The organism is Neobacillus driksii (genome assembly GCF_013409995.1).
In the GTDB taxonomy this organism is placed as follows: domain Bacteria; phylum Bacillota; class Bacilli; order Bacillales; family Cytobacillaceae; genus Neobacillus; species Neobacillus driksii.
Window position 1 is genome coordinate 1 of record NZ_JACCBX010000018.1, and the last position, 25,825, is coordinate 25,825.

A 25,825-nucleotide genomic window follows, 5' to 3' on the forward strand; every position below is an offset into this window, starting at 1 on the left:
GAGGACAAATCGTACGCCCTGCCGGAAGGATTTGTCCTTAATAAGGGTGCTTGAGGACAAATCGTACGCCCTGCCGGAAGGATTTGTCCTTAATAAGGGTGCTTGAGGACAAATCGTACGCCCTGCCGGAAGGATTTGTCCTTAATAAGGGTGCTTTAGGACAAATCGTACGCTCTGCCAGAAGGGATTCGTCCTTAATCTGGGGGCTTTCAGGACGCATTATACGTGCTACCTATATTAGGGAAAATCTGTACACTTTTAAAGTTAAAAAAGATAATGGCTGTCTAGATTTCTAAACAGCCTGAGGACCTAAAGCATGCCTCCTTAGGTCTTTTAATGAAGCTAACTGTCCGCCTGGGGTGGAAAGTGTCCATGAGCGGTGCCTGTCACCAATAAATGTCACTATTAAATTTTTCACCAATAAATATCACCAATAAATATCACCAATAAATATCACCAATAAATATCACCAATAAATATCACCAATAAATGTCACCAATAAATGTCACCAATAAATGTCATCAACCAGAAAGGAATTTATAGGGATATGTCTAAATAGTATTAGATTAGCGGTTATATGAATGACATTACTTTGTGAATGAGGCGGGGGTATGAAGAGAAGGTTTAGTGGGCTGTTGGATTTGTTGTCTCATGGGGCTTGGTGGTACATAACGGTTATATCTGTGGCCCTTTTTGTTTATTCGGAGACGAAGGTATATGATTTGCTTCTTAATGTGTGCAGCGGTGATGATTGTCAGGATTTATTCCTTTTAACTGCTGAGGAGGCACAGAGTTTACTCTCCTTTGGGATGTCCATGTCCTTCTATAGCGGGATTCTTGTTGTCCTTTTGCTTAAACAGTTTTTATCCTTCTTCGTAGTCGGTACTCTGCTTTATGTTTACGGCATAAGAGACCGAATTTGTTTATATACCTCGATCCTGCTGATCGCGACTGGGACGATTATGAGTATAAGTACACCTATCATCTCTGAGGCACCGCATTTAGATCATTTTTTCAAGGTTGAAAGCTTTGTAGGGGATTTATATTTATTCTTTTTCTTTTTCTTTCTATTTCCAGATGGAAGGTTTCAGCCAAAGTGGCTGCTCTATCCGGCCCTAATTGGTTTAGTGGGGAATATAGGTATTTACTTCCTACCGGGCTCAGTGATAGACCCTACGACATGGCCGATAGCGGCCCGCTCGGGAATTTGGCTTTCATTGCACGGTTTTGTCATTTACTCGCAAATTTACCGCTATCGACATGCTGAAAATAAGCAGCTGAAAAGGCAGATACGTTGGTTCGCAGTTAGTTTGAGCGGATTTATTCTATCCGTATTATCTCTATTAATTTTTTCAACTTTTGGGGATAACGGTCTTTTAAAATTATTTATGTGGTTTGTCTATTATCTTGCTCTATTATTTATGCCGTTTTCCATCGGAATTGCGATATTGGAGCAGCGGCAGCGTCATTTATCTGTGGTATTCAGCAGAACCATTGTGTATTCATTTGTAACACTAATTGTCATGGGTGTATACGTACTAATAGTTGGTTCGCTCGGATTCCTGTTAAATGATCAGAACAATATTTTTATTTCTTTATTAGCAACCGGGATTGTGGCGATTCTTTTCCAGCCCTTACGTACAAAAATACAGCATTCTGTTAACACCTTAGTTTACGGAGACCGCGAGGATCCATATAAAATTTTATCCTCGTTAACACAACGATTGGAGTTAACGATGACAAATTCCTCCGTCCTTTACACCATTGTGGAAGAAGTCGCGAAAGCACTCAAGCTTCCTTTTGCTGCCATTGAAATGGAGCTCGGTGGGAACTTTGAACGCGTGGCTGTATTTGGTGAGGAATTACAGGTTAGATCAGAATTCCTTTTAAAACTAAAAGGGGAATGTATAGGTATTCTTATCGTCGGGGCTCGTTCCTTACAAGAAACACTTCCTCCTGACAAAGTCTATTTATTAAATGATTTACTCAGGCAGGTTACGATGGCCGTACAAACGGTGAGGATTACAAGTGAGCTGAAACGCTCAAGAATCAAACTTGTTAGTTTTAGAGAGGAAGAACGAAGAAGGCTTCGTCGGGATTTACATGATGGTTTAGGTGCCAGCCTTGCGAGCATTTCGCTAGGTATGGATAACTTAGTTTTTCAAAATGGTGTTGACCTAGCGGTAAAGAATAGATTACTGGAGTTACAGGGAAATCTTCGCACCGCCATTGCTGAGATTCGCCAATTAGTTTACAATTTGCGTCCGCCGGCGTTAGATGAATTGGGGTTGATTTTTGCATTAGATGAGCTCTGCCGGAAGTATGAGGGTAGTTCAATAAAAGTATCGTTGGAGGCTTCGGAAATTGACTTTCCTTTACATCCTGCCATTGAAGTTGCCGCTTATCGGATTGTTCAGGAAGCAGTCACGAATGCAGGTAAGCATTCAAAAGGGTCCTATTGCAAAGTTACGCTCGGGTTAGACGAATCATCTTTAATCATGACGATTGAGGATAATGGAGTGGGTCTCAAAGACGATCGAAAAAATGGAATCGGTCTCCATTCAATGAGAGAACGCGCGGAGGAAGTGGATGGGCAGTTTTTAATAAAAAATAACAATGGCTTGGGTACGACAATTGAAGTCCGGTTGCCATTGTGGGCGGAAGGAGAGTAAACAATGCGAATACTACTTGTAGAAGATCATCCGATGTTCCGGGATGGATTAGCTAGAATGCTAGAAAGTGTAGAGGAATTTGAGGTAGTAGGGGAAGCGGTGACCGGTGAAGAAGCCGTTCAATTGGCGCAGAAGTTTAGACCAAACATTATTCTTATGGATCTCAATCTTCCCAAAATGAGCGGAATAGAAGCGACAAAACAGATTATCCAGAAACAGCCTGAAACTGGGGTTCTTGTTTTAACCATGTACGACGATGATAATTCTGTGTTTGCAGCCATGAGAGCAGGGGCCAGGGGGTATCTTTTGAAAGAGGCCAATCGAAATGAAATCATTCGAGCCATTCAGGCAGTGGGGGATGGTGAAGCAATCTTTAGTCCCTCGATTGCGAGAAGAATGATGTACTATTTTGAGTCGAAGTCAAAGCAGGTACAAGCAGAGGTTTTCCCGCAGCTCACGGAAAGAGAACGAGAGGTGTTGGATTATATTGCCCGAGGGGAGAATAATGCCGGAATAGCCGGCGTTTTAGGATTGAATCAAAAAACGGTCCGAAATCATGTTTCCAACATCTTGAGTAAATTGCATGCCAGCGACCGTGCACATGCGATTATCATGGCAAGGGAAGGAGGGTTAGGCAAAGAAAATGAATGATCTATTGAAGAGGAGCCCTTTTTTGAAGGGTTTCTTTTTTTGAAAAAAACTTCCCGGCCTGCTCGGGACTGTGGTCACAAGACGCCGGGACGCCGGGATTGATACAGTTAGGTTAATAAAACGAAAGGAAGTTGATAGTTATGAACCTAAACAAGGTGATTCGTTTGTTAGCCATTTTTAGTATCATTGGAGGTTTTTTCCGTGCTCTGATGTGCCCATTGGCATTAGTATGGGGGATGAATAGTCCGCAAGAATTAACGGCAGGAGTCCTTGGGACGTTATTTATGGGATTAGGTATTTTCGGATTGTACTTCTCCGCTCAAAAAGAATTTGGAAAATTAGGGTTCAGGGGGTTTATCCTTTATGCAATTGGAAGCTTTATCCTGATGGGAATGGTATTTACTAGCTTAGTTTTTGCTGTGTATGATCCCAAGGTATTGCAAATGGATATGCCGCCGATCCCAATATTGATTGCAAGTTCGTTCATGATGGTCACCGTTATGCTTTCCATGATATTACTTGGAATTGCGGTATTAAAGACAAAGGTATTTTCTGCTGTACCAGCAATTCTACTTGCTCTTGCACCAATTCTTAATTTTATTCCATTCGTTACTGACTTTTCAGTCCTTGCCTGGGGTGTTCCTTTCATGTGGTTTGGTGTGGAAGTACTAAAGAAAACCCAGGGAAGAGAAGTCGTAGAAAATTTATCATCCGAAAATAGAAATCTATAAGACCAAGAGCATCCCGATTGGGGGTGCTTTTCTTTTGTAAAAAGTAGTGATGTGAAACCTTTTTCCTATGAATTCTATTAATAATTATATTTTTTCGGGAGAAAGGTTGGATAGTATTTTATTTACAGCGATATTAAAATAGTTCCATGTTATAAAAATGCAATATATTTAATAAAAATGCATATGGGGTATGGAGGATCAGAATGAAAAAGAAACAGATTGCAGGAATTTTGGCTGTTAGTTTATTAACGGCAGTTCCATTTACAACAGGATTTGCTGAAGGTCCAAAGTGGACAAACGTTAATGTAATAGAAGAACAGGATGGAAGCAAATTTAATAGTGAAAACTATGACTTTATGAAATTCTCACAAATTGGGACCAAATTAACAGAGATTCAAAAACAATCTAATCGTGTAAAAGTGGAAGTCCGCGGTACATCTGCAGATGGTCATCCACTTTATGTGGTAACAATTGCTGACCCAACCACACATGGGAAGTTTGGAAAAATCCAGTCCCTTAGAAAGCAAATGTTTAAGAATCCTGGTAAGGCTCAGGATTGGATTAATAATAATCCCGACTTTAAAGTACCCATTATGATCAATGGTTCAATTCATGGTACTGAGTTTGTTGGAAGTGACGCGGTGATCCAATTAATCGAACGCTTTGCTACACAGAATGACGCAGAGACGAAAAAAATATTAGAGAACAATATTCTTATATTTAATGTAGTACAAAATCCTGACGGGCGCGTTGACGCTACCCGCTTTAACGGAGAGGGTATTGATTTAAACCGTGACTTTATCACCCAGTCTCAGCCTGAAACGAAAGAAACTGTTGAACTGATTAAAGAGTGGAATCCAATGGTTTTCCTGGATACTCATGGCTATGTTAAAAATTATGGGTCAAATCTTCAGGGGTTAATTGAACCATGTACGCCGCCGCATAATCCTAACTATGAGTATGATCTTTATAATAAGTGGGCATTGAACCAGGCAAAAGCAATGGAAGCGAGTATTTTGGGAGACAAAAATTATACAAGTAATCTGTATAAGGAAATGAAGGGAGTTTACGTACCACAGCGTGATGATGAGGCTGGCTGGGACGATTATCCGCCAATTTTTACACCGATGTATGCGATGTACCATGGTGCTTACGGTCATACGTTAGAAGCTCCAACAAACGATCTGGATGGAGTACGCTGGATGTATAATGCGATCATGGGTGCCTTAAATTATGCAACAGAAAATAAGCAGGGTATGATTAATGACCAAATTGAAATGTTTAAACGAGGCATTAATTTTGACCATCCTTTCCATGATGAAGGATTTTTCCCTAACGCTTATATTTTGCCAGTAAATCAAAATGATCCAACTGTAACTGCCAAGGCGGTTAATCATTTATTAAATAATGATATTGAAGTCAGAGGCAACAAAAGCATTTACTGTTGATGGAAAAACGTATCCTAAGGGAACGTATCTAGTTCAGATGGACCAAGCGAAGGCTGGATTAGCAAACACAATGCTATGGGATGGTGAGGACATTTCTAACGATACAACAGCTATGTATGATATTTCTGCATGGAGCCTGCCTGAGCTTTGGGGCTTTGAGGCAGTTGAGACTTCCAGTCCTGTTGATGTTACAGCTAAACTAGTAAACCAAGTGATTGTTCAAGGGACTGTGACAGGTAAAGGTCCTTACATGATTCCGAATAGTTCTGTAAAAGCAATTGAATTAGTAAATAACTTGCTTAAACAGGGAGTCGAAGTATCTCGCAGTGAATCGGGCGATTTTTATACGGCTGCACCAGCCAATAAAATCTCAGCAGCTGTGAAAGAATCTGGTCTCCAGATCGGATCGGCTGCAAATGTACCAGGGGATGCTGTTGAGGTATCAAGTTTACAGGTAGCCATTTTGAAGGATGGCGGTATGGGGAAAGTTCAGTCTCACAGCGGGACAAAACTAGCATTGAAGAGATTAGGATTCGAAGTAACCGAAGTAACACCTGTTGAAGTAGCGGAGAAAGGTTTAGACGGCTTCGATGTATTTGTTTACAGCGGGACAGAAAGTCTTATTGCTACGAACTTAAATGCTGCAAATAAAGAATATGGCTTCCAAAATGCTGACCAGCTAACAGCATTTCAAGGCAATGTTAACAGTTTTGTTGACAATGGCGGAAAGTATATTGCAGTAGGTGCTGGTGCATCCCGAGCAACCAAAACATTAGGTTTGACTGACATCGTGACTAATACCGCTGGTTCAAACAGTAACGGTATTGTGAAGGTCAATTATGAAGGTACTGGTTTAACTGCAGGCTATGACCAAGAGGACCTAGGATTTGTTTACCGCCCAGCGTGGTATACGGTTACTGGAAATGATGAAGTAGCGGCTACGCTGGCAAATTCGGATGACTTCTTTGTAGCAGGCCACTGGAGAACAAATAAACTGCCAGCCAAAGGTCAAGCTGTGATTGTAAAAGAGGATAAAAAAGATGTTACCCTTATTGGGTTAGAAGCAGGATTCCGTGACCATACCGACTATTTGTTCAGACTCCTTTCCAATGCAATTTTTGAAGAATAATTATCAGCAACGCCTGGTTCAACTATGGACCAGGCTTGTTTTTTGAAAAATTTATATTAATTTCTGACCTATTTCCATTTGTATAAGACAGTTATTGAGTACCTCCGTATCAATCCTATTTACTAAATAATATTTTTGTTTATAAATCGCATAAATAATTTTTTTAATATCTTGTTCGTTGTTTTGTAGATTTTTTATAAAAAGATTTAGTGGAACCGCCACGTCTTCATTATTTAGCGGTGGTTGGAGATAGCGGATACCTGCTGACTTTTTAAAACCATTCCTTCTTAAAAATTCATTTCTCTTCTTACAATTATCTTTCTCTTTCTTCGTATGGACCAAATCCTCTGTTTCTGTTTCTAGAATGATGGCGTTTAATGAAGTGTTTCCTGCCCTAATAGCGTCTTCTGTATGTAGCTCTTCCATCTTTGCTAGTGTTTTTGAACCTATTCCTTTGCTTCTTGAGTGGGGATTGGTTGCGATATAAACAATAAACCCCGAATTGACTTCCTCTAAGTAATGGCCTGTTGCGAAAGATATAATTTCCTCTCCTTCAAAACCTACCAGGAAGCGAAAATTGTTTGGCTTTCGAAGCTGCGCATAATGCAAACCATTTAAAAAAGTAGTATGAGGCTCTCTGACAACAATTGGAAAAATTGAATCATATAATTTAAGAACCCTATCTATATGGCTTAAGTTTTTTTCAGTTATCTCTTTCCAGCGAATATTCAAGATTAATCCTCCTCTTCATTAATAGTATAACAAAGAAGATATAGGTGATAAGTGAAGGACGGTGATTCATCCTAAAGGATAGTCCTTCAATCTTGGATTTACCCCTATTTAATCGCTAAAAAAATCCCTAGGATTCAGGTTCCTAGGGATCTTTTATGAAAACTTTGGTGACATACAAGGTGTAGAATATCCATAACAATCGAATCCATGCTTTTCAAGAATAGGCTTGCTCATAGAACTGGCATCGACGATCAGTAACGGATAACCTTTCTCTGAAGCTTCACGTGCCCGGATTGCCAGCAGTGCACTGTAATAACCTCTCTTGCGGAAACCTGCCAGAGTTGAGCCTCCCCAAAGGCTGGCGAATGGTGTGCCCTCATGCAAGTACATCCAAGCAGCACTGACTATTTTTCCATCAACATAGGCTCCGTAGAGGGAAAGTTGAGCGGAAGAGTCATTAAAGTCTCGAACAAGACGTTGTCCTAAATCTTGATAATTCTCATTCCAGACTTCTTCCTCTAGTTTAATAATGTCCCGGATTTCCTGTTCAGTCGTAAGTCTTTTTACTTCAGGAAGAACCTGAGTATCAAGCAGCTGATTAGTCTCCGTTAAGTCAGAAATCATAAGTGCCTCTGATTCTTCAAGTGTGAAGCCCTTTTTTCGCAATCTCTCCTTTAAATCCAAAGGCTGATCATAATCAAAAACCTTCCACTCAAACTGCTGCTTTAAGCTTTTATAGTATGCAATTTGTTCTTCTATGACTTTGTCTGCATTTGATTCATCCATTTCCGAGTAAGAAATAAAGCCCGGTTCATTCGATAATGATACCTTTCGGATCACAGAACCTGTCCTCTCTCTTCGAGATTTCGGCTCTATTATTCCAATCCTTAAATGCTGGTTAAAAAGGTCAAGTATTGTGTTTCTGTCCATATAAAACCTCCTCCAAAATAATTAGTAGAGAACAAATCAATCATATAACAATTTTTTCCTGATAAGTAGATGTTTTATTTTGACTTTTTGAAAGATTTAGATATTATAATTTAGGATTGTAATATAAAAAATAATAAATGTGGGGAATTATATGAAAAAAGCTCTGTTAATTATTGGTATTATTGTTGGGCTGGTTGTTATATCACCCTTTTTACTGTTAGGAGTTTATGCATTAGATTTTGTCTATTATGACGCAAATGATGATAAGGCCGAAAAGGCTGCTTTAGAATATTTGGAAGATAAGTACGGAGAGCGTTTTGAAATTGATGATGTGGAGTACAATCATATTTTAGGTGATGACGAGGGAAGTTATATCCTTTCTGTGCACCTAGAGGCAAGGCTGGATATTACTTTCGGGGTAGACACTACTGAGAAGTATCAAGTGACTAGAGACGGTTATAAAGAGAGTAACTGGTCAAATCAATTTAGGAAAGAAATGATTCCGATCATTGAACCATTATTTCAGGGTACAGGGGAATACTATGTGTACGGTTCTTTTCCTAGTGAGATAGAGGAACGATATGAATTTGAGGACAGCTATCAAACTATATATCAAGAGAATCCTCATCAAAGCTACGAACGTATTCATATATTAAATTTCGACGATACCTTCATAAGGAGAAAGAGTTTCAGCGAATCTATCAGTTATGGGAAACCGTCAAGGATAGACAAAATCGCGACAATAATATTGAGATAGAATATTACCCAAAAGAGCTCAAGAAAAAACTTAAAACCTATCCAGACTTAAACGAATTTGAAAATGAACACCGGCAGGAAATCACCTACACCTGCCGATTCTCCAAACAAGGTGTACAAGACAAACCGATAACATCACCTGGTGAAATAGAAGCCTATTGCAGACAAATGTAAGGTGATGACAAAAGATGGTGACACAAAATATGGTGACACAAAAGATGGTGACAGGCACCGCTCGTGGACACTGTCCACCTGAGGCGGACAGTTATGAAAAAAAAGGATTGAGCATTTCTTTGCTCAATTCTTTTTCGGGATACCATTTACATTTTATACCAATAATAATTACACTTAATTAAGTATTTTAATGGGGGAAAGCAGGTTATGAATAAGTCTGGAAAATTGCTCTTCTCAATAGCTGTCAGCTTTGTATTAATAGGAACCGTCTTTACTCGTACGGTTGGAGCAATGGTCATTGATAATACTGTGGATATTAGAAATATCATTTTTCTAATTGGTGATGGTATGGGTGTTTCGGTCACTTCGGGGTACCGTTATTTTAAAGATAATCCTGCCACTTTAGAATTAGAATCAACAGAATTTGGACCGTACCTTGTTGGCCAGCAGACGACCTACCCAAATGATCCAAGGCATAATGTAACTGATTCTGCTGCTTCGGCAACGGCAATGGCAACAGGTGTGAAGACCTATAATGGGGCGATTGGGATTAGCAATGACCATACGAAGTTAAAATCAGTCCTTGAAGCGGCGAAGGAAAAAGGGAAGGGAACAGGGCTGGTTGCCACAGCGCAAATGACTCATGGCACTCCTGCAGCTTTTGGTGCTCATGTTGACCAGCGAAAGAGCATGAGCGCCATTGCAGATGATTATTTTGATGACTTAGTTAATGGTAAGCATAAAATTGATGTATTGCTTGGTGGAGGTTCAGAATGGTTTATCCGTAAAGATAGGAACTTAGTTAATGAGTTTGTTAAAGATGGCTACAGCTACGTAACGAACGTGAATGGGATGAATAATGACCAAAGTGCTCAGGTGTTAGGTCTTTTTGCAAAAAGAGGGCTGCCGAAAATGATAGATCGTTCAAATGACATTCCATCTCTTGCAGACATGACCACTTCTGCAATCGAGCGGCTGAATCAGAATGAAAAAGGCTTTTTTCTAATGGTGGAAGGAAGTCAGATTGACTGGGCTGCACATGACAATGATATCGTGGGTGTCATGAGTGAAATGGAAGATTTCGAGAAAGCATTTAAAGTAGCGATTGATTTTGCTAAAAAGGATGGACATACATTGGTTATCGCCACAGCGGATCATTCAACCGGGGGATTCACGATAGGGGCGCAAGGACAATACAATTGGTTTAGTTCTGTAATAAAAACAGTCAAGAGAACACCTAACTATATGGCTTCTGAGATCTTCAAAGGAGCGGGAGTTAAAGAAACGTTAACGAAATATATTGAGATTCCTTTAACAGAAAATGAAATAAGATATGTTGAAAGAGCAGCAAGAACACTAAAAGCAAGAAACATCGACAATGCCATCGAAGAAATCATTAACAACCGATCCTACACTGGCTGGACAACCAGTGGACACACAGGCGAAGATGTAAACGTCTATGCCTACGGTCCAGGAAGTGAGCGCCTGAGGGGCCAAATCGACAACACTGATCATGCCAAAATCATCTTTGATATTCTTCGTTGAGGTAGTTGCTTTGTCGTTGATGCCTGTCACCGAGTGGTTTACTCGGTGACAGGCACCGCTCGTGGACACTTTCCACCTCAGGCGGACAGTGGTGGTTCCTACCGGTGGTAACGTTTGCTAATTTCTTCACAATGAGGTGCTCTTTTTTAATACAACCAAATTTATAATGGTGTTAAGATAATAAAAATTTGAGGAGCACTCTATTATGAATAAACTAGTGAAGGGCGCAGTTTTGACTCTCTTTATTTGTTTGGGTTTGTCCGCTTGTGGAGAGCAGGAGAAGGTGAAGGCACCCACGAATCTGCCAACAGAGGAGCAGAGTAAAGCGCAAGGGGATGAAATTGAGCCCAAGGAGCTGCTAACGAGCCTTCGAAATCATACAAATCTTGTCCCAATCGGTGACGTACCAATCCCAGCCGATAATCCGATGAAGCCAGAAGTGCTTGAACTTGGACAAATGTTATTTTTTGACCCGCGTCTATCAGGCAATAACGAGGTAAGCTGCCAAACTTGTCATGACCCGAATATGGGCTATGGAGACAATCAGCCTACTTTTGATACGTTTACTGGCGGTAAAGGAGCAAGGAATAGCCCGACGGTGATAAATTCCGGGTATTACATGTCCAACTTTTGGGATGGCCGTGCTGCCTCCCTAGAGGAGCAAGCGCTTGGTCCGATTCAAAATCCAGATGAGATGAATCAGCCTCTTGATAAACTTATAAAAGAACTATCAGTTATCAAAGGTTACCAGGAACGTTTTCAGGCTGCATTCTCTGATGGAATCACCGAGCAAAATATTGCTAAAGCGCTAGCTGCCTTTCAAAGGCAAATTGTTGTAAAGGATACTCCTTACGATAGGTTCCTTGAGGGAGAGACAAAGGCATTAACCAAACAGGAAGTCAGCGGGCTCCGTTTATTTACAGGAAAAGCATTTTGTGTAACCTGCCATAATGGACCCAATCTTTCTGATAACAATTTTTACAATATCGGTCTCAATACAGAGGACAATGGCCGCCAAGTGGTAACCGGGCAAGAAGGGGATTTAGGCAGAATACGCACCCCTGGATTATATGGAATTACCCATACAGCACCATACATGAGGGATGGAAGTCTCGCAACGCTTGAGGATGTAATCGACTACTATGACCGCGGCGGGGATAGCCATCCCAATAAGAGCCTCTTTATTCAAAAGTTTATGAGTCCGATTGGCTTAACAGACCAGGAGAAGGCGGATCTACTAGCGTTTCTAAAAACCTTAGGCGGAGAAACGCCAATTTTTACAAAACCAGAACTTCCTTAATAAAAGTATAGTCCTGAGCCCCCTTGACTCGAGGTAATCACTAGGGGGCTCAGGATTTATTTTATTGAGGTTTCTAACTTTTTTATTACCTTTTTATATTGTTTAATAGAGGTTAATTTACCAGTATAGGATACTTGGTTTTGATAATCTAAGGAAATGAACATAATAGCAAGCTTAGGGAAAAATTTCTTAGACCGGAACCGAAGGTCTTTCCAATAAATGAAATAACCGTTTTTTCTCTTTTGAACAAAAGGGTATGCGAAGTGGGTACTTCTTAAAAAGCTTTCTACTTCAGGGTTCTGACTGCTATCGATTACTAACTCAAGGTAATCTATTTTTTTGGAAAAAGTATGCTCTATCGATAACTCGCCCCTTGAGTAAGAACCAAATAAAAAGTCCTGATTGGTTTCAATCATAATATTCCAGTGGAATGGTGATGTTTTAGGAATCATTTTTACATGAAGTGCATTTTGAAAATGCTGTAAAAGCGCCCATTTCGTGTATTGTGTATAAATGAACCGAGCCAGCAAGTAAAAAAACATTGCTAGATAAACGAAAGTAAAGACTCTCCCAGTTTCAAAAAAAGGAAGCAGGCAAAGTCCAAGAATATGGAGCATGATGATATATGGGTCGATTAAGGGGAGGAAATCTAGAGACAGCCATTTCGCAGAAAATGGGCGTAGAGCTTGCGTCCCATTAACATTAAACAGATCTAAAAGAACATGTAAGGTAACGGAAAGCAATATCCATAAAAACAAGTGGGAAATAGAGATTCCTTGGAAGAATGGCAAAATTGCTGCTGTAGTAAGTATGCTCCATAAAGGGATTGCAGGCAGTGAGTGCGACCAACCCCGATGATTCCGGTAATAAGTGCTTTTCCCCTTTAATCGATAGCAAAAGTCAAAGTCAGGTGCGTTGGATCCGACTACTGTTCCGATAAGGACTGCAGTCGATAATACGCTATTATTTGAAATCACTGGATCCATTTGAGCAAGAGCACCTAGGCCGAAGCCGAATATAATGTGAGAAACTGTATCCATATATATTCCTCCTTACGATATTATTCATGCGTATATTTTCTTTGAGGGTTCTTCGATAACGGCAGAATAATGGTTTAGGAGGTTATCAAATATCTGATCCCACCTTTGAGTAAGTGCATACTTCCTAGCATTTAACGACATTTGATTCCGGTAATGATCATTTCCAAACAACTGAACAATACGGTCAACAAAATCTTTTGGATTACCTGGCTCACACAAATGTCCGGTAATACCGTTTGAAATAATATGTTTTACTCCGCCAGCATTCGCCCCGATTACCGGTGTCCCACTTGCAAGAGCCTCTAACACAACATTTCCAAACGTTTCAGTTGGCGATGGAAAAATAAATAGGTCTGTCGCTGAATAGACCTCAGCTAATCCCACTCCTTTCAAATAACCAGTAAAGGTCATATTTGGCAATGCAGCCATTTGGAGTTCTTCAAGTAAGGGACCATCTCCGGCAATTAACCAATGTACCTGGTTATTCAACTCGGGTGGTAGTGAGTTTGCGATTTTCATAAGAGTTTTTAAATCTTTTTCGGGTGCCAGCCTGCCAACATAAGTAAGGAGAAATTTTTTAGAAATCCCGTATTGATTAAAAACAACCTCTTTTTGATAATTTGGATGATAGAGCTGGCAGTCAACGCCTCTCGGGAAAATTTCTAAATTTCTAAACCCGCGGTTTTTTAATTTTTCCAATGTATCAATGGAAGGGACAAAGAGCTTTTTAAAAGGACTATGAAACCATTTCATATATTTCCAAAGAGGATTAGAAAGGAACTCAAGGTCATAAAAATGTAAATAGTCATTGAAATCAGTGTGATAAGAGCCGACAATTGGGATATTAAATTTTTTCGCAAAGTAAACACCACAAAGGCCAACAGTAAATGGGGTAGCTACATGAATCAAGTCGGGAGAGAATTGCTCGATTTCTGATTTAACTTGGATAAAGTTTGGAAATGCTAATCGGCATTCCGGATATAGAAAAAAGGGCCTGCTTTTTAACCGATGAATATGATCTGATACATATTCATTTGAAACGGGATTAGGTGCGAATACTTTAAAGGAAATATGTTGCCCCTCAAGATAGTTTGTAAATTTTTTGATGGTTTGGGCAACCCCGTTGATATCCGGATAAAAGGTGTCAGTGAAAATTGCAATTTTCATATAAACCCCTCCTACGCAGTTTCCAATTTATTTTAGGTTAAAAAATAAGAGCACAGAATGCCAAAGAGCGTCCCTAGAAATCCTCCTGCAATCACGTCCGATGGATAATGCAGACCTAAATAAATCCTTGAAATTCCTACAAATAGTCCTAAAGGAATCAGAACTGCGGCTAGAACAGGGTTTAGAATAACAAATGGAACAATGACTGAGAATACGGCTGTTGTATGTCCAGACGGAAAAGAATGATCCTTCAAAGGGTTCGGTAAAATCTTTGTTGTTTCAATTAATATATAGGGTCTTTTACGAGGGAAAAGCTTCTTTACCACTTGGACCGGTATATGACTTAGGGCTAGGGCTGCCGCGCTTGATATCGCTGTAAGCCTGGTTGCACCCGATGTAAAAATGATGAGTAACAGGGTCGTTACACTTATAAACAATGCTCCTCCTATTCCGGTAACTGTACGAAAAAAGAGATTAATAAGTTTTTTATCAAAATGGCTATTGATCTCTTGAAAAACCCTGCATTCAAAATGATAAAAGGATTGGATTATTCTCATCATGATTGTGTCTCCCTCTATGTTACAGACGTTGGGCGGACTTTACAGTCGATATAGTTGGTCTTCCAATGGATACGTAAGTAATCGGATATCGTTGAATGTCATTTAGGGAATAGCAATTCCGTCCATCGAAAATAATCGGTTCCTTCATATAGGTCATATAAGCATCGAATGGAAGGTGCTTTATTTGGTCCCACTCTGTTGCGATGAAAGCAAAGTCAGCCCCTTTTAGCGCTTCACGAATATTTGTCGTATACTCAATTGAATTTCCTATGAGTTTATGGGCATTGGGAATAGCAATCGGGTCATAAGCAGTGACAAGTGAACCTTCTTCTAGTAATTCTTTAATAATCGTTAAGGAAACGGCTTCACGGATATCATCCGTTTCAGGTTTAAAAGCAAGCCCTAGTAAGGCGGCTTTTTTTCCTTTTAATGAACCGAGCATTTCTTTTGCCTTCTTTACTAGAAGGGAATGCTGCTGCAGATTTACTTTAATCACGGATTCAAGTAATTCGAACGGATGTTGGACATTTCCTGCTAGTTGAACAAGAGCTTTTGTGTCCTTTGGAAAGCATGAACCTCCATAACCAATTCCGGGCTGAAGATAGTTAGCTCCAATTCGTTTATCCATTCCCATGCCATTAGAGACTTCCTCAATATTCGCGCCAACTATTTCGCAGAGATTGGCAATTTCATTGATAAAGCTTATCTTCGTTGCAAGAAAGGCATTGGAGGCATATTTAATCATCTCTGCACTTCTAATATCAGTGACAACTATCGGTATTTTTAATGGAAGATAGAGTTGCTCTATAATGGAAGCTGCCTCAGGGTTATCTGCGCCAATTACGATTCGATCTGCTAAATAGAAGTCCATTATGGCTGAACCCTCGCGAAGAAATTCAGGGTTTGACACAACATCAACTTTCAGGTGGTGTGGCTTACGATTCTGGAAAATTTGCTTGATGATCTCGTTTGTTCCAACTGGGACGGTACTTTTCGTACAGACAATGACGTCATTCTCAATATTTTCAGCAATGTGGTAGGAAGCAATATAAATATAGGATAAATCAACAGAACCATCTTTTTTTTCAGGAGTTCCGACTGCAATAAAAATGATTTCTGCACCACGATAGGCTTCTTTTGGGTTCGTCGAAAAGCGGAGCCGCCCGCTAGCGAGGTTCTTTTCTAATAAAGGTTCCAGTCCAGGCTCAAAGAATGGAGAGTGTCCTTTTTCGAGCATTTCTATTTTCTCTTTTTGAGTATCTAAACAGGTTACTCGATGACCTGCTTCTGCGAAACATACTGCTGTAACTAGCCCAACATTTCCTGCTCCTGCAACTGTAATCCTCATCTTATCCCTCCAAATAACAGTGTTTGCTTAATTTTATCTGAAAAGTTTGAATTTTTCCTTAACCTAGTGTTAAAAGAGTGTAAAGACTTTGTATAGTTGGAAGAGAATTAGCGCTTTTACTAACCAAATAAAGTAAAGACCTGAGCCCTGGTGCGTTTTTTTGTGAACGCAACATGGCTCAGGTCCCTATTTTGTGTAGCGGTTGGCATAGCTTGAGGCAACAAAAGCATTTGGCTTTATCTTTGGTTCGACTCCCATGGATTCCATCCGTGCTACCATTTCTTTTACAAAATCTCTTGTTTTATTGCGTTTTCCAGCTCCAATATCAATATGACCCTCCATGGTGAATGTGGCACCTTGATACACATAGGGAAGGACGATATTGATCAACCGAGTCTTTCTTTCCTCAGTAAATAACGCTACAATGTCCTCTGTTAATGACAGTTCGAAGGAAATCCGCTCGTGCAGATGCGTCATTTTTCTTGGAATTACGATTTTCCTTATGCAAGCCCAAGCTCCTTTACCCTCATTTTGAATGACTATTCCCGTAATAAAGATGGTATGACGTTTATGGACCTGTGAATCGGTTCCAACCATTAAGCGATAATTTCCACTGGGTGCTAAATTCATGAACTTTACAATGTGCTCGAAAACCTGTTCAAACGACATACTTTTTTCACGCAGATTCTGAAACGAATAATCAAAAACCTGATAATTTTTCATTTAGAACACCACATCTTCCCTTTCATTTTTATGATTACTGTTTATAATTCTTAATATTATTTTATGGAATAAAAATTATTCTTGTGCACCAGTAATGGGACATGCTAAACATAAAATTGTCTAATAGGAATACACTGTCCACCTGGGGTGGAAAGTGTCTTTCTATGGTGCCTGTCACCCTCTTTTTAATCCCCCCTTTTTAAAAAACATTGAAGGAACAAGTTCTTTTGATGTACTATGACTTTATTAGTTTTTTTGGATAGGGAGTGTGTAATGTTGACTGAAAATTTCGAAAGACAGATTTTGACTTGGTTTGAACATTTCCATGCTCACCCTGAGGTTAGCTGGAAAGAGGTTAAAACAACCCAAGCCATTGCAGATATTTTAGATAATCTTGGCGTGGAATATCGTCGTTTTTCTGATGTAACCGGACTTATAGCAGAAATCGGCGAGGGAGAAGAAGTGGTAGCTGTTCGAGCGGAAATAGACGCTTTATGGCAGGAGGTGGACGGAGTTTGGCAGGGGAATCACTCCTGTGGTCACGATGCGATTATCTCTATGGTGCTTGGAGCACTCCTTTACTTGAAGGATAAGCATCTCAGTAAAAGGCTGCGTTTTATTTTTCAGCCGGCTGAGGAAAAAGGAAACGGTTCAATTGCGATGATTGAAAGAGGAGCGATCGAAAACGTCAGCCACTTATTCGGTATCCACCTTAGACCTATTGAAGAGCTTCCTATGGGACGAGTTTCAGCCTCCATTCATCACGGAGCAGCTATCTTCCTTGAAGGTAAAGTTCTCGGTGAAGATGCACATGGTGCAAGACCGCACCAAGGTAAAAATGCGCTAGACGTAATTGTCGGTCTGCATCAGTTGGTCAAATCTATTTATCTATCACCGTTTGAAGCATATTCCGCAAAGCTTACTAAAGTAATCGCTGGTGGAGAGAGCTTAAACATTATCCCGGGAACTGCGGAATTTGCCATTGATGTCCGGGCACAAAAAAATGAGGTTCTCGGAAAACTGAAGGACCAAATTGACCATGGAATTAACAGTTTAAAGGACCTATATGGGGTTGAAATCGAATGGGAATGGAGCGATTTTACTCCTGGTGCTGAGGTTTCTGCTGATGCTGAAGCGATTGCCGAAGATGCGATTCTGAATGTTGCTGGTCGAGAGGTTCTTGCCCCACCCGTTATCACGTCTGGCAGTGACGATTTTCATTTTTATACCATTAAGAATCCGAAATTGAAGGCGACAATGATTGGCGTTGGGGCAGACCTTCAACCAGGGTTACATCATCCTAAAATGGCATTTAACCAATCAGCCCTTGACGTTGGGGCACGAATCCTTGCTGAAACGCTGCTGAGAGCATAGAAGAGATATTATTTTTCAGGTGCCTGTTACGAATTATTTGGTGACAGGCACCATTTTTTTATAATAAAGATTTAATCTCCTTGATTTGATCGATATGCCGCTCTTCATGGAGATAAATTAATTCCACCCATTGGTCTAAAGGCGTGTAGCCAAAGAGTGGGTGCTTGGTGGATTTTTCTTTTAGGATGGACTTGTCTTCAAGTTGATCATAAAACTCTAAAAATAGGTTTCTTGATTGATTCAACAGCTCTGTAATCTTCTCTAACTCCAACGGGGCACCGCCAGGGACAACCATATCAGGTGCCTTTGCCTTCTGGGTACGGTCAACTGCCAGCTGAACAGGCTTCGGCTCTGCCTTTTTTCCATTGCTTTTATTAAGTCCATAAATAATGGCTTGTGTGAAGACACTTTCGGATAAGTACAAATGATGACACACCTGAGAAATACTCCAAGTACCCTCGTCAAGCTTTTTATTCAGCTGTTCATAGCTTAAACCTGAAATCTCATTTAACAGCCTATTCCTCGTTCCAGTTAGATTCTCCATTACATTTGTAATCATGACCAGCACGCTCCTCAATTAGACATTCCATATTGTTTATTCGACTTCATAAAAAATATTCCTTGTAATACTCAAGAAAAAAATATTATCAATTGTTTAATGTTATGCGAACTATAATAGTGTATGACGCATAGTATAGAGTATAGTGTATGACGTGCAGCATAAAAAACAACGGAGGTGGATGCATGAATACCTTATTAAACTCGTTAACGACAGAGCTAAGGAGAGGGACTTTGACTTTAGCGGTGTTAAGCCAGCTGCAGACACCACAATATGGTTATTCTCTTGTCCAATTATTAGAGCAATGTGGTATTACAATTGAACAGAGTACACTATATCCATTGCTTCGCCGGCTGGAAAAACAAGAGTTAGTCACAAGCAGCTGGGATACAACGGAAAGCAGACCGCGCAGATATTATGTGTTAACAGCTTATGGAATAGAGATATTTCAGCAGCTAAAGAAAGAATGGGAAAAGACTTCACAAGAACTTTCCTTATTATTAAAAGGAGATGATAACGGATGAAAATAATTGGCCTTTATATTCAAGAGGTTACTCGTAGACTCCCTGAAAAAAGCCGTGAGGATATTGCACTCGAACTGCGCTCGACGATTGAGGATATGCTTCCGGATGATTACACAGAGGAAGAGGTGAAGCCTGTCCTTGAAAAAATGGGAAACCCCGCTATCCTAGCAACCGGCTATCTAGATCGCTCTATGTACTTAATTGGTCCTCGTTACTTTGACATCTATATCAATCTGCTAAAAATAATCCTCCCCATTGCCGCAGTCGTTTCCCTAATTTCTTTAATAGCCAATACGATTATTTCCTATTCTGGAGAGGAAGCGGTTTTAAATATTCTATTAGACAGTATTGGTACAGGAATTTGGGCAATATTGAGCACGGGTATTCAAGTGTTCTTCTGGTTAACGGTAGTGTTTGCAATCATTGAGCGAACAGATCATAAGGATAGTCAGATTCCATTAACAGCATGTTTTAAAGAATGGACTCCTGAAGATTTATATAATATTCCTTACATCCCAAAGGAAAAAGCAATACCAAAGGTAGAAGTGTTTCTTGGTCTGCTTTGGACTGCAATCTGGGCAAGCATTTATTTCAATGCGGCTAGTCTTCTAGGTGTCTATGAAAAAGGGAATAACGGTCTCGAATTTGTAATGCCAACTTTTAATCAAGAGGTTCTGTTGTCCTACTGGCCATTGGTGGTTATGGTAATCGGATTGGAGATTGCTGTAGCAGCCTTTAAATTGCTTACAGCACAATGGACTAGGAAAATTGCAACGCTAAACACTGTTATGCATGGTGTATCTTCGCTTGTATTTATCATCATCATCAGTAATAATCAGTTATTTAATCCAGCATTTGTTACTTATATGACTGACTTATTCAGTATCACAGGTGATTTTAGCACTTGGATTTTGTGGGGAGCTATAGTTACTTTCCTTTTATTTGCAGCAATTGATATTTACCAAGGATTTCGTAAGGCAAAACTACAAAGCATGAAATAAAATAAAAAGCACCATCCAAAAAAATGGATGGTGCCTTCGTCAATTCTCAAGTTTTGCGGTCCGAATCTGTTTGTTTTTTAAATAAAAGACAATGGTAATGATGGCTGTAAGCCCGCCATAAAGGACACACATTAACTGCAGACCAATAAAATCCAGGAGGAATCCAGTCAAAAGCAGAACGACTTGGAACCCTATCCGATCCAGCATGTTGCGGAACGAGAAAAATCTTCCGTGAAAATCCTTTGGCACTTTTGTTTGGAAAATCGTCGACGCCGTTGGAAAAAAGCAGCCGACTGAAAAACCAAAAACGAGGAATGCTGCAATGGTTACAGCAAAAACATCCGCGAAGTAAAGCATCATTTGGGAGACACCAACCAGGAGCGAACTGCCAAACAAAATCTTGTAAGGTGAGAAATTATCGCTGATTTTTTTAATGAAAAAGGCACCGATCATAAAGGAGACTCCTTCTGCCGTATAAATCCAGCCTTTAATAGCAGAACTATCCTGAAGTTCACTAATGTTAATCACCAAAAGGTTGAATCCGCCTAGAAACAAAAGCGGAACTAGTGTCATCGATAGGGTCATGAAGACAATCGGCAAACCCTTTATTACAGGTAATACATCTTTAAAACTAGTTTTTCCATTGGTATTCTTCTTTTCTGAAGAACTATTAGTATTTTCCTCAAAGTTTAGGAACCAAGTTAGGATAAGTAATCCTAGGTAGGCCACAAGAGACCCAATATAGAGCATGGATAAGGGAAGGAGGACCAAAAGAATCCCTGCAACAGCCGTTCCGATGATACGTGAAAGGGTGGACACATTCATATGAACCCCATTGAGCTGAAGTAAATCCTTATCTTTTACAATAAGAGGTATTGCTGCTTGCAGTGCTGGAAAGTAGAATGCTGCGGAAATCTGAATGGTCACAAAAAAGACTAGCATCCACCAAACTGACCCTGTAGCGATCGCAATTAGCATGAAGATAACACTGATAGTACGCAATAACCCTGACCATAGCATGACTGTCTTTTTACTTTTTTGGTCGGTGATTTTGCCTGCGTAAGGGCCAACGATAATCCCTGCTACTAGCCCGGTAGCCATAAGAAGCGACTTTAAGAAATCAGAAGGTATCTTTTCCTGCATGAACTCTAAATTTCCAATAATCCCAAGCCATAAGCCAAGACCAGCGATAAATTCCCCTGTTAAAATAATCCAAACATTTCTGTTTTTCCACATAGGCATTAGCCTCTCAGTCCATTCAATTAATATTATCCAAAGACTATCATAATCTAATAGTTAATAGAATAGAACCACTTCTTTTACATATGTGCAATGCACAAATTTTTAAAAAAAATTTTTTAGTGCGCATCCTCCTTTCACCAAGTTTTCACCATTGTCCTATAAACTTCAAACTATCAAGAACGAAAGGAGGAAAGATAGCGATGAATACAAAAGTAAAACTAGCCATTATCTGGGGTGTAATGATTACAGCTGTACTGGTTGGAATTAATTTCTTCCTGCATCTACTAGGAGGACAACAAACCAATGTGGTGTTCCAAAATAGTGGGTTTCGACCTGAAGGGCGGGGGCACCATTTTGGAAGGGGACCTCACCAGTTTATGAATGGTCCTCATCACGGAGGAGATTTTTCTTGGTTTGGACTTTTACTATTTCTGATTGTTGGACTAGCACGTTTAGTTCTAATCGTGAAATGGGTTAGAAGGAAAGCAAAAAATTCTGCTATGCAACAGTTCATTGATACACCTGTAGTAGGTTCACATATTCCAATCATCAATCAAAATGCAAGCATGTTAGACCAGTGGGAAAAAAACATAACAAAAAAAGGAGAATAGCAAAATGGGTATTTTTAAAAGAGTAAAAACGATTACGAAGGCTGAAATTAATGGATTATTAGATGGGATGGAAGATCCAATTGCAATGTTGAATGAATATTCAAGAGAATTGGAGCAGGAAATTCTAAAGGGTCAAAAGGCATTATCACAGCAATACCTTGTTGAGAAAAAACAAGCAGCTTTACTCCTGCAAACCGGAGAATTGATTGCAAAAAGAACACGTCAGGCAAGACTTGCCATTGAACAAGAGGAGGATACAATCGCGAAATTAGCGGTTCAGGAAAAACTCCTTCATGAAAAACAGTTTAGCCTGTATCAGCAGCAATTTGAGGCAATCAAAGAGCAGACCCAAATTTTAGTGGAAAAATTGAACCAATTGAAGGAAACCTATAATGAATTGCAGCATAAGAAAATTTTATTAGCTTCAAGAGCAAATGTGGCTCAGTCTATTAAGCAAATTCAAAAAGCGACTGTTTCCTTCCAAACCGATAACATTGCAAGAGGAGTAGCACGTGCGGAAGAAAGAATTATGTTGATGGAAGCTCAGGTCCAAGCTGGCAGCCAGTTCTCCAGCCCTTTAGCGCAACATGATGCCGTATTTCAAAATTATATAAGGGAAGAAGAGCTCGAACAGGAACTTGAAAAACTAAAACGTGAAAAAGTGACGTTGTAAGGATAATTAGAGAAAGGAAGCACTCTTTGCAGGATTGGTGCTTCTTTTTCTAAATATAAATGGAAAGGAGAATTCAGCGTGAGTACAACAAGCCTTATACTGCTATATTTGGCCGCGGCACTGGCTATTAGCAGGCTTCCTATGTTTAGGGTTTATTTTTCCCTATGTAATACACTAATTGAAAAGATTATTCATGTTTTAGCAGTTGTTGTTACGAGAGAAGGAAAATCAAATAAAATTAAATTGTACAAAAACGGCTCAGGCGAGACAACAAACATTGTCGACTCGAAAATCAAAAAGGTAATGATGGTTTATATTGGATATACGGGTACATTGATACTAGCAATGGGTTTGTTTTATTTACTATCATTTCATAAGTTTGATTGGGTTATATATTTCTTTATCGGTCTAATGGTGATCTCTATTTTACTATGGATTCGAAACTTTTTTGGGGTATTATGGGCGTTATCATTTGTCACGTTATTAGCTGTACCACTGTATTTCAGAAATGAATTGGCGATTATGCATATAAGTATCTTCTTATCCTCACTTATTCTCATTCAAGCTATCATAAATGCCTTCCAAGTAATAAGACAAAGTTATAAGACTGAAGGAAAACCTGGAGCTTTAGAAAAAATAGCAAGGATTCCTGCGGTTATATGCGGAATCGCCTTATTAGGCCAATCGCTTTATGCTGCATATTTTATTTTCAATCATGTTCTAAATTTTAAGGCGGCTATGATAAGATTTGAGTTGTTGGAGATTGTCCAGACAATGGAGAGGTTTATCACCTGATTAAAAGGAGTTTCTAGATATGAAAATCTTATTAGCAGAAGATGATTCGCAGCTAGGTGAATTAATTGTATATATGCTTACGAAAACGGGTTACAAGGTAGAGTGGGTGATGGAAGGGGAAGATGCCTATTATTACGCTTCCAACGCACACTATGATGTCCTAATCCTAGATTGGATGATGCCGAACGGCGATGGAGTAGATGTCTGCCGCCGATTACGGAAACAAGGCTATCCTGGAGCCATCCTGATGTTGACTGCAAAGGATACAGTAGAAGACCGAATTGAGGGATTGGATTCCGGAGCTGATGATTACCTCGTGAAGCCTTTTGAAATAGGGGAATTGCAGGCAAGATTGCGGGCTCTTTCACGGCGTAATTATGCACCTCTATTAGAAGAGGAAATTAAGTTACAAGATCTAGTGCTGAATCGAAACGGCCATTTTGTTCGATTTGGGAGCGAAGAAATCCAATTAAGTCCTCGGGAGTATCAACTATTAGATTTATTGGTCCAAAATAAAGGACAAGTCATCCCGCGCGAAGTGATTCTTGAGCGAATTTGGGGGCTGGATTCGGATGTTGCCCCTAAGACGATTGATGCCACTGTAAAACTAATCCGGAAAAAGTTAGATAAGGCGGGGAAACAGGAGTTAATACAAAGTGTAAGAGGGGTAGGGTATAAGGTTGAAAACTAATTTGCTTTCCTTCTTCCGCTTATTAACAAACCTTGGTGAGAAGGATGTTTTTAAAAGTACCCAAGGCCGGCTTACCCGTATTTATAGTGGATTACTTATTTTATTTCTGATCCTCTTTATTATGATTGTTTATTCCGTCCTTTATTTTAGTATTCTTAGGAATCAGGAGACTGAACTTGAAACATTAGTGAAGCAGGAAGCAGGTTTCCTAGAGGATTATTTAACAACAAATGAAAAAAGCGATTTTCACGGAATTGAAAATCAGGAGGTCGTGTTTGCCGGAGTAAACCAGCTTTTTTATTATGTTGTGAATTCAAATGGAGAATTGATTATGGGAAACGAAGCAGATCAGCGATTACGATCTGCAGTGTTAAATATTTTGAATCGAAGAGGGCTCCGTGATGGAGCGATTCTTAAGGAGACACTTCATCTAGAAGGAAACGAGAAGGGCAGAGGAAAGCCGGGTGAATTTTTTCAGCGTGAGCCCGAGAGAGATATCCGTCTAATCATTGCAAGCCGGTCAATCTACGATAATAGCCATTTTGTTGGTAAATTGTTTATTGGCAAGGATGTTACCTTTGCTTATCAGCTTTTCCATTGGCTTTTGATTATTCTTTTAATAATTGGATTTGTGTTTGTAGGGGTTGCGCTTTTCATTAGTGCAGCCATGTCCAAAAAAGCTATGATTCCGATTAGCAGAGCTTTTACGAGACAGCGGGAGTTTGTTGGAGATGCCTCACACGAGCTGCGAACTCCTTTAAGTGTACTGTTATCGTCTCTCGACGCGATTGAAATGACGATTGATACGAAGAAAGAGGAATTTGCCGGTAAACTGCTTTCAAATATGAGGCAGGAAGTGAAACGGATGACAAGTTTGGTAAGTGACTTGTTAACACTAGCACGTTCAGATTCAAATATTATCGAACGGAGATCGGAGACGTTTGACTTTCTTTCTCATGCTGAGAAAGCGATTGAATCTGTCGAGTCACTTGCTGACGCAAAGCAGATTAACCTTCATTTTGAAGCTCCAGATACATTGATGGCGAAGGGAGACCCGGAGAGATTATCTCAATTATTATATATCCTATTAGACAATGCAATTAAGTATACACCGAATCAAGGAGAGGTATGGCTCTTGCTTTCAAGGGAAGGGCAGGAACTGTGTATTAGCGTAAAGGATACGGGTATCGGAATTAAGAAAGAGGATTACCATCGCGTTTTTGAACGTTTCTATCGTGCAGACAAATCCCGTTCACGGCAAATGGGGGGGCATGGTTTGGGACTATCCATCGCCAAATGGATCGTTGAAACACATAACGGGACGATAAACATATCTAGTAAAGTCGGAAAAGGAACTATATTTACTATTCGTATTCCACTGAATTAGTAAGGCTATTTTTGTACTGTTTTCGAACAAATTCATCTTAGGATTTTTCACAATGGGGCTGA

Annotated in this window: 26 protein-coding genes; 16 read left to right on the top strand and 10 right to left on the bottom strand. The window is 39.8% G+C overall.

Annotated elements, in window-relative coordinates; translation table 11 throughout:
• Positions 1–292: 292 nt before the first annotated feature.
• A complete protein-coding gene (locus tag F4694_RS32515; protein ID WP_257029448.1) occupies positions 293–418 on the bottom strand; it encodes a hypothetical protein in 126 nt (41 codons plus the stop codon).
• A 193-nt stretch (positions 419–611) separates the two neighbouring features.
• Here F4694_RS32515 and F4694_RS28180 point away from each other — a divergent pair, with 193 nt between their 5' ends.
• The 5 genes from F4694_RS28180 to F4694_RS32525 all read left to right on the top strand — a co-directional run bounded on the left by F4694_RS28180 (position 612) and on the right by F4694_RS32525 (position 6,631).
• On the top strand, positions 612–2,672 hold the full coding sequence (locus tag F4694_RS28180; protein ID WP_179603245.1) for a sensor histidine kinase: 2,061 nt from the start codon (positions 612–614) through the stop codon (positions 2,670–2,672).
• A gap of 3 nt (positions 2,673–2,675) precedes the next feature.
• Positions 2,676–3,323, top strand: a complete 648-nt coding sequence (locus F4694_RS28185; RefSeq protein WP_179603246.1) for a response regulator transcription factor — start codon at positions 2,676–2,678, stop codon at positions 3,321–3,323.
• Positions 3,324–3,463: 140 nt separating this feature from the next.
• The gene (locus tag F4694_RS28190) at positions 3,464–4,054 is read left to right on the top strand and encodes a hypothetical protein (RefSeq protein ID WP_179603247.1); all 591 of its coding nucleotides are present in this window, start codon (positions 3,464–3,466) and stop codon (positions 4,052–4,054) included.
• A gap of 203 nt (positions 4,055–4,257) precedes the next feature.
• A complete protein-coding gene (locus tag F4694_RS32520; protein WP_257029449.1) occupies positions 4,258–5,502 on the top strand; it encodes a M14 family zinc carboxypeptidase in 1,245 nt (414 codons plus the stop codon).
• Positions 5,462–6,631: a hypothetical protein gene (locus tag F4694_RS32525; protein ID WP_257029450.1), complete on the top strand. Its 1,170-nt coding sequence runs from the start codon at positions 5,462–5,464 to the stop codon at positions 6,629–6,631. The genes F4694_RS32520 and F4694_RS32525 overlap by 41 nt, the downstream gene beginning before the upstream one ends.
• A 51-nt stretch (positions 6,632–6,682) precedes the next feature.
• On the opposite strand, the gene F4694_RS28200 is transcribed toward F4694_RS32525, so the two are convergent.
• Both F4694_RS28200 and F4694_RS28205 read right to left on the bottom strand, forming a co-directional pair.
• Positions 6,683–7,363, bottom strand: a complete 681-nt coding sequence (locus F4694_RS28200; protein WP_179603248.1) for a GNAT family N-acetyltransferase — start codon at positions 7,361–7,363, stop codon at positions 6,683–6,685.
• A gap of 153 nt (positions 7,364–7,516) precedes the next feature.
• A complete protein-coding gene (locus tag F4694_RS28205; RefSeq protein ID WP_179603249.1) occupies positions 7,517–8,293 on the bottom strand; it encodes a GNAT family N-acetyltransferase in 777 nt (258 codons plus the stop codon).
• Between the two features lie 151 nt (positions 8,294–8,444).
• Here F4694_RS28205 and F4694_RS28210 point away from each other — a divergent pair, with 151 nt between their 5' ends.
• From F4694_RS28210 to F4694_RS28220, 3 genes are all read left to right on the top strand, one after another.
• Complete coding sequence (locus F4694_RS28210; protein ID WP_179603250.1) at positions 8,445–9,050, top strand: hypothetical protein; 606 nt, start codon at positions 8,445–8,447, stop codon at positions 9,048–9,050.
• Between the two features lie 380 nt (positions 9,051–9,430).
• Entirely contained in the window at positions 9,431–10,768 is a 1,338-nt protein-coding gene (locus F4694_RS28215; protein ID WP_179603251.1) for an alkaline phosphatase, read from the top strand.
• A 205-nt stretch (positions 10,769–10,973) separates the two neighbouring features.
• Positions 10,974–12,068: a cytochrome-c peroxidase gene (locus tag F4694_RS28220; protein ID WP_179603252.1), complete on the top strand. Its 1,095-nt coding sequence runs from the start codon at positions 10,974–10,976 to the stop codon at positions 12,066–12,068.
• A gap of 56 nt (positions 12,069–12,124) precedes the next feature.
• Here F4694_RS28220 and F4694_RS28225 read toward each other — a convergent pair whose 3' ends face one another.
• The 5 genes from F4694_RS28225 to F4694_RS28245 form a co-directional block, all read right to left on the bottom strand.
• Positions 12,125–13,108 carry a metal-dependent hydrolase gene (locus tag F4694_RS28225; protein WP_179603253.1) on the bottom strand — a complete coding sequence of 328 codons (984 nt, stop codon included), beginning with the start codon at positions 13,106–13,108 and terminating at the stop codon, positions 12,125–12,127.
• 24 nt (positions 13,109–13,132) lie between these two features.
• Positions 13,133–14,275 (bottom strand): glycosyltransferase family 4 protein, encoded by a 1,143-nt coding sequence (locus F4694_RS28230; protein WP_179603254.1) that lies wholly within the window; start codon positions 14,273–14,275, stop codon positions 13,133–13,135.
• A gap of 32 nt (positions 14,276–14,307) precedes the next feature.
• Complete coding sequence (locus F4694_RS28235; RefSeq protein ID WP_179603255.1) at positions 14,308–14,835, bottom strand: phosphatase PAP2 family protein; 528 nt, start codon at positions 14,833–14,835, stop codon at positions 14,308–14,310.
• Positions 14,836–14,854: 19 nt separating this feature from the next.
• Positions 14,855–16,183: a UDP-glucose dehydrogenase family protein gene (locus F4694_RS28240; RefSeq protein ID WP_179603256.1), complete on the bottom strand. Its 1,329-nt coding sequence runs from the start codon at positions 16,181–16,183 to the stop codon at positions 14,855–14,857.
• 186 nt (positions 16,184–16,369) lie between these two features.
• Positions 16,370–16,906 (bottom strand): ribonuclease H-like YkuK family protein, encoded by a 537-nt coding sequence (locus F4694_RS28245; protein WP_179603257.1) that lies wholly within the window; start codon positions 16,904–16,906, stop codon positions 16,370–16,372.
• A gap of 273 nt (positions 16,907–17,179) precedes the next feature.
• On the opposite strand from F4694_RS28245, the gene F4694_RS28250 reads away from it, so the two are divergent.
• Positions 17,180–18,280, top strand: a complete 1,101-nt coding sequence (locus F4694_RS28250) for an amidohydrolase (RefSeq protein WP_179603258.1) — start codon at positions 17,180–17,182, stop codon at positions 18,278–18,280.
• A 58-nt stretch (positions 18,281–18,338) separates the two neighbouring features.
• Here the strand turns inward: F4694_RS28250 and F4694_RS28255 are convergent, their stop codons facing one another.
• Complete coding sequence (locus F4694_RS28255) at positions 18,339–18,839, bottom strand: DinB family protein (protein ID WP_179603259.1); 501 nt, start codon at positions 18,837–18,839, stop codon at positions 18,339–18,341.
• 185 nt (positions 18,840–19,024) lie between these two features.
• Between F4694_RS28255 and F4694_RS28260 the strand changes: the two genes are divergently transcribed.
• Positions 19,025–19,363 carry a PadR family transcriptional regulator gene (locus F4694_RS28260; protein WP_179603260.1) on the top strand — a complete coding sequence of 113 codons (339 nt, stop codon included), beginning with the start codon at positions 19,025–19,027 and terminating at the stop codon, positions 19,361–19,363.
• Positions 19,360–20,364, top strand: coding sequence for an HAAS signaling domain-containing protein (locus tag F4694_RS28265; RefSeq protein WP_179603261.1), 1,005 nt, complete (start codon positions 19,360–19,362; stop codon positions 20,362–20,364). The genes F4694_RS28260 and F4694_RS28265 overlap by 4 nt, the downstream gene beginning before the upstream one ends.
• Before the next feature lie 39 nt (positions 20,365–20,403).
• Here the strand turns inward: F4694_RS28265 and F4694_RS28270 are convergent, their stop codons facing one another.
• Positions 20,404–21,600 (bottom strand): MFS transporter, encoded by a 1,197-nt coding sequence (locus F4694_RS28270; RefSeq protein WP_179603262.1) that lies wholly within the window; start codon positions 21,598–21,600, stop codon positions 20,404–20,406.
• A gap of 206 nt (positions 21,601–21,806) precedes the next feature.
• Between F4694_RS28270 and F4694_RS28275 the strand changes: the two genes are divergently transcribed.
• The 5 genes from F4694_RS28275 to F4694_RS28295 all read left to right on the top strand — a co-directional run bounded on the left by F4694_RS28275 (position 21,807) and on the right by F4694_RS28295 (position 25,763).
• Entirely contained in the window at positions 21,807–22,217 is a 411-nt protein-coding gene (locus tag F4694_RS28275; protein WP_179603263.1) for a hypothetical protein, read from the top strand.
• Positions 22,218–22,221: 4 nt separating this feature from the next.
• A complete protein-coding gene (locus tag F4694_RS28280) occupies positions 22,222–22,890 on the top strand; it encodes a PspA/IM30 family protein (protein WP_179603264.1) in 669 nt (222 codons plus the stop codon).
• A 78-nt stretch (positions 22,891–22,968) separates the two neighbouring features.
• Positions 22,969–23,685, top strand: coding sequence for a M50 family metallopeptidase (locus F4694_RS28285; RefSeq protein WP_179603265.1), 717 nt, complete (start codon positions 22,969–22,971; stop codon positions 23,683–23,685).
• Between the two features lie 19 nt (positions 23,686–23,704).
• Complete coding sequence (locus F4694_RS28290; protein ID WP_179603266.1) at positions 23,705–24,376, top strand: response regulator transcription factor; 672 nt, start codon at positions 23,705–23,707, stop codon at positions 24,374–24,376.
• Positions 24,366–25,763 (top strand): sensor histidine kinase, encoded by a 1,398-nt coding sequence (locus F4694_RS28295; RefSeq protein ID WP_257029455.1) that lies wholly within the window; start codon positions 24,366–24,368, stop codon positions 25,761–25,763. The genes F4694_RS28290 and F4694_RS28295 overlap by 11 nt, the downstream gene beginning before the upstream one ends.
• Positions 25,764–25,825: the final 62 nt, after the last annotated feature.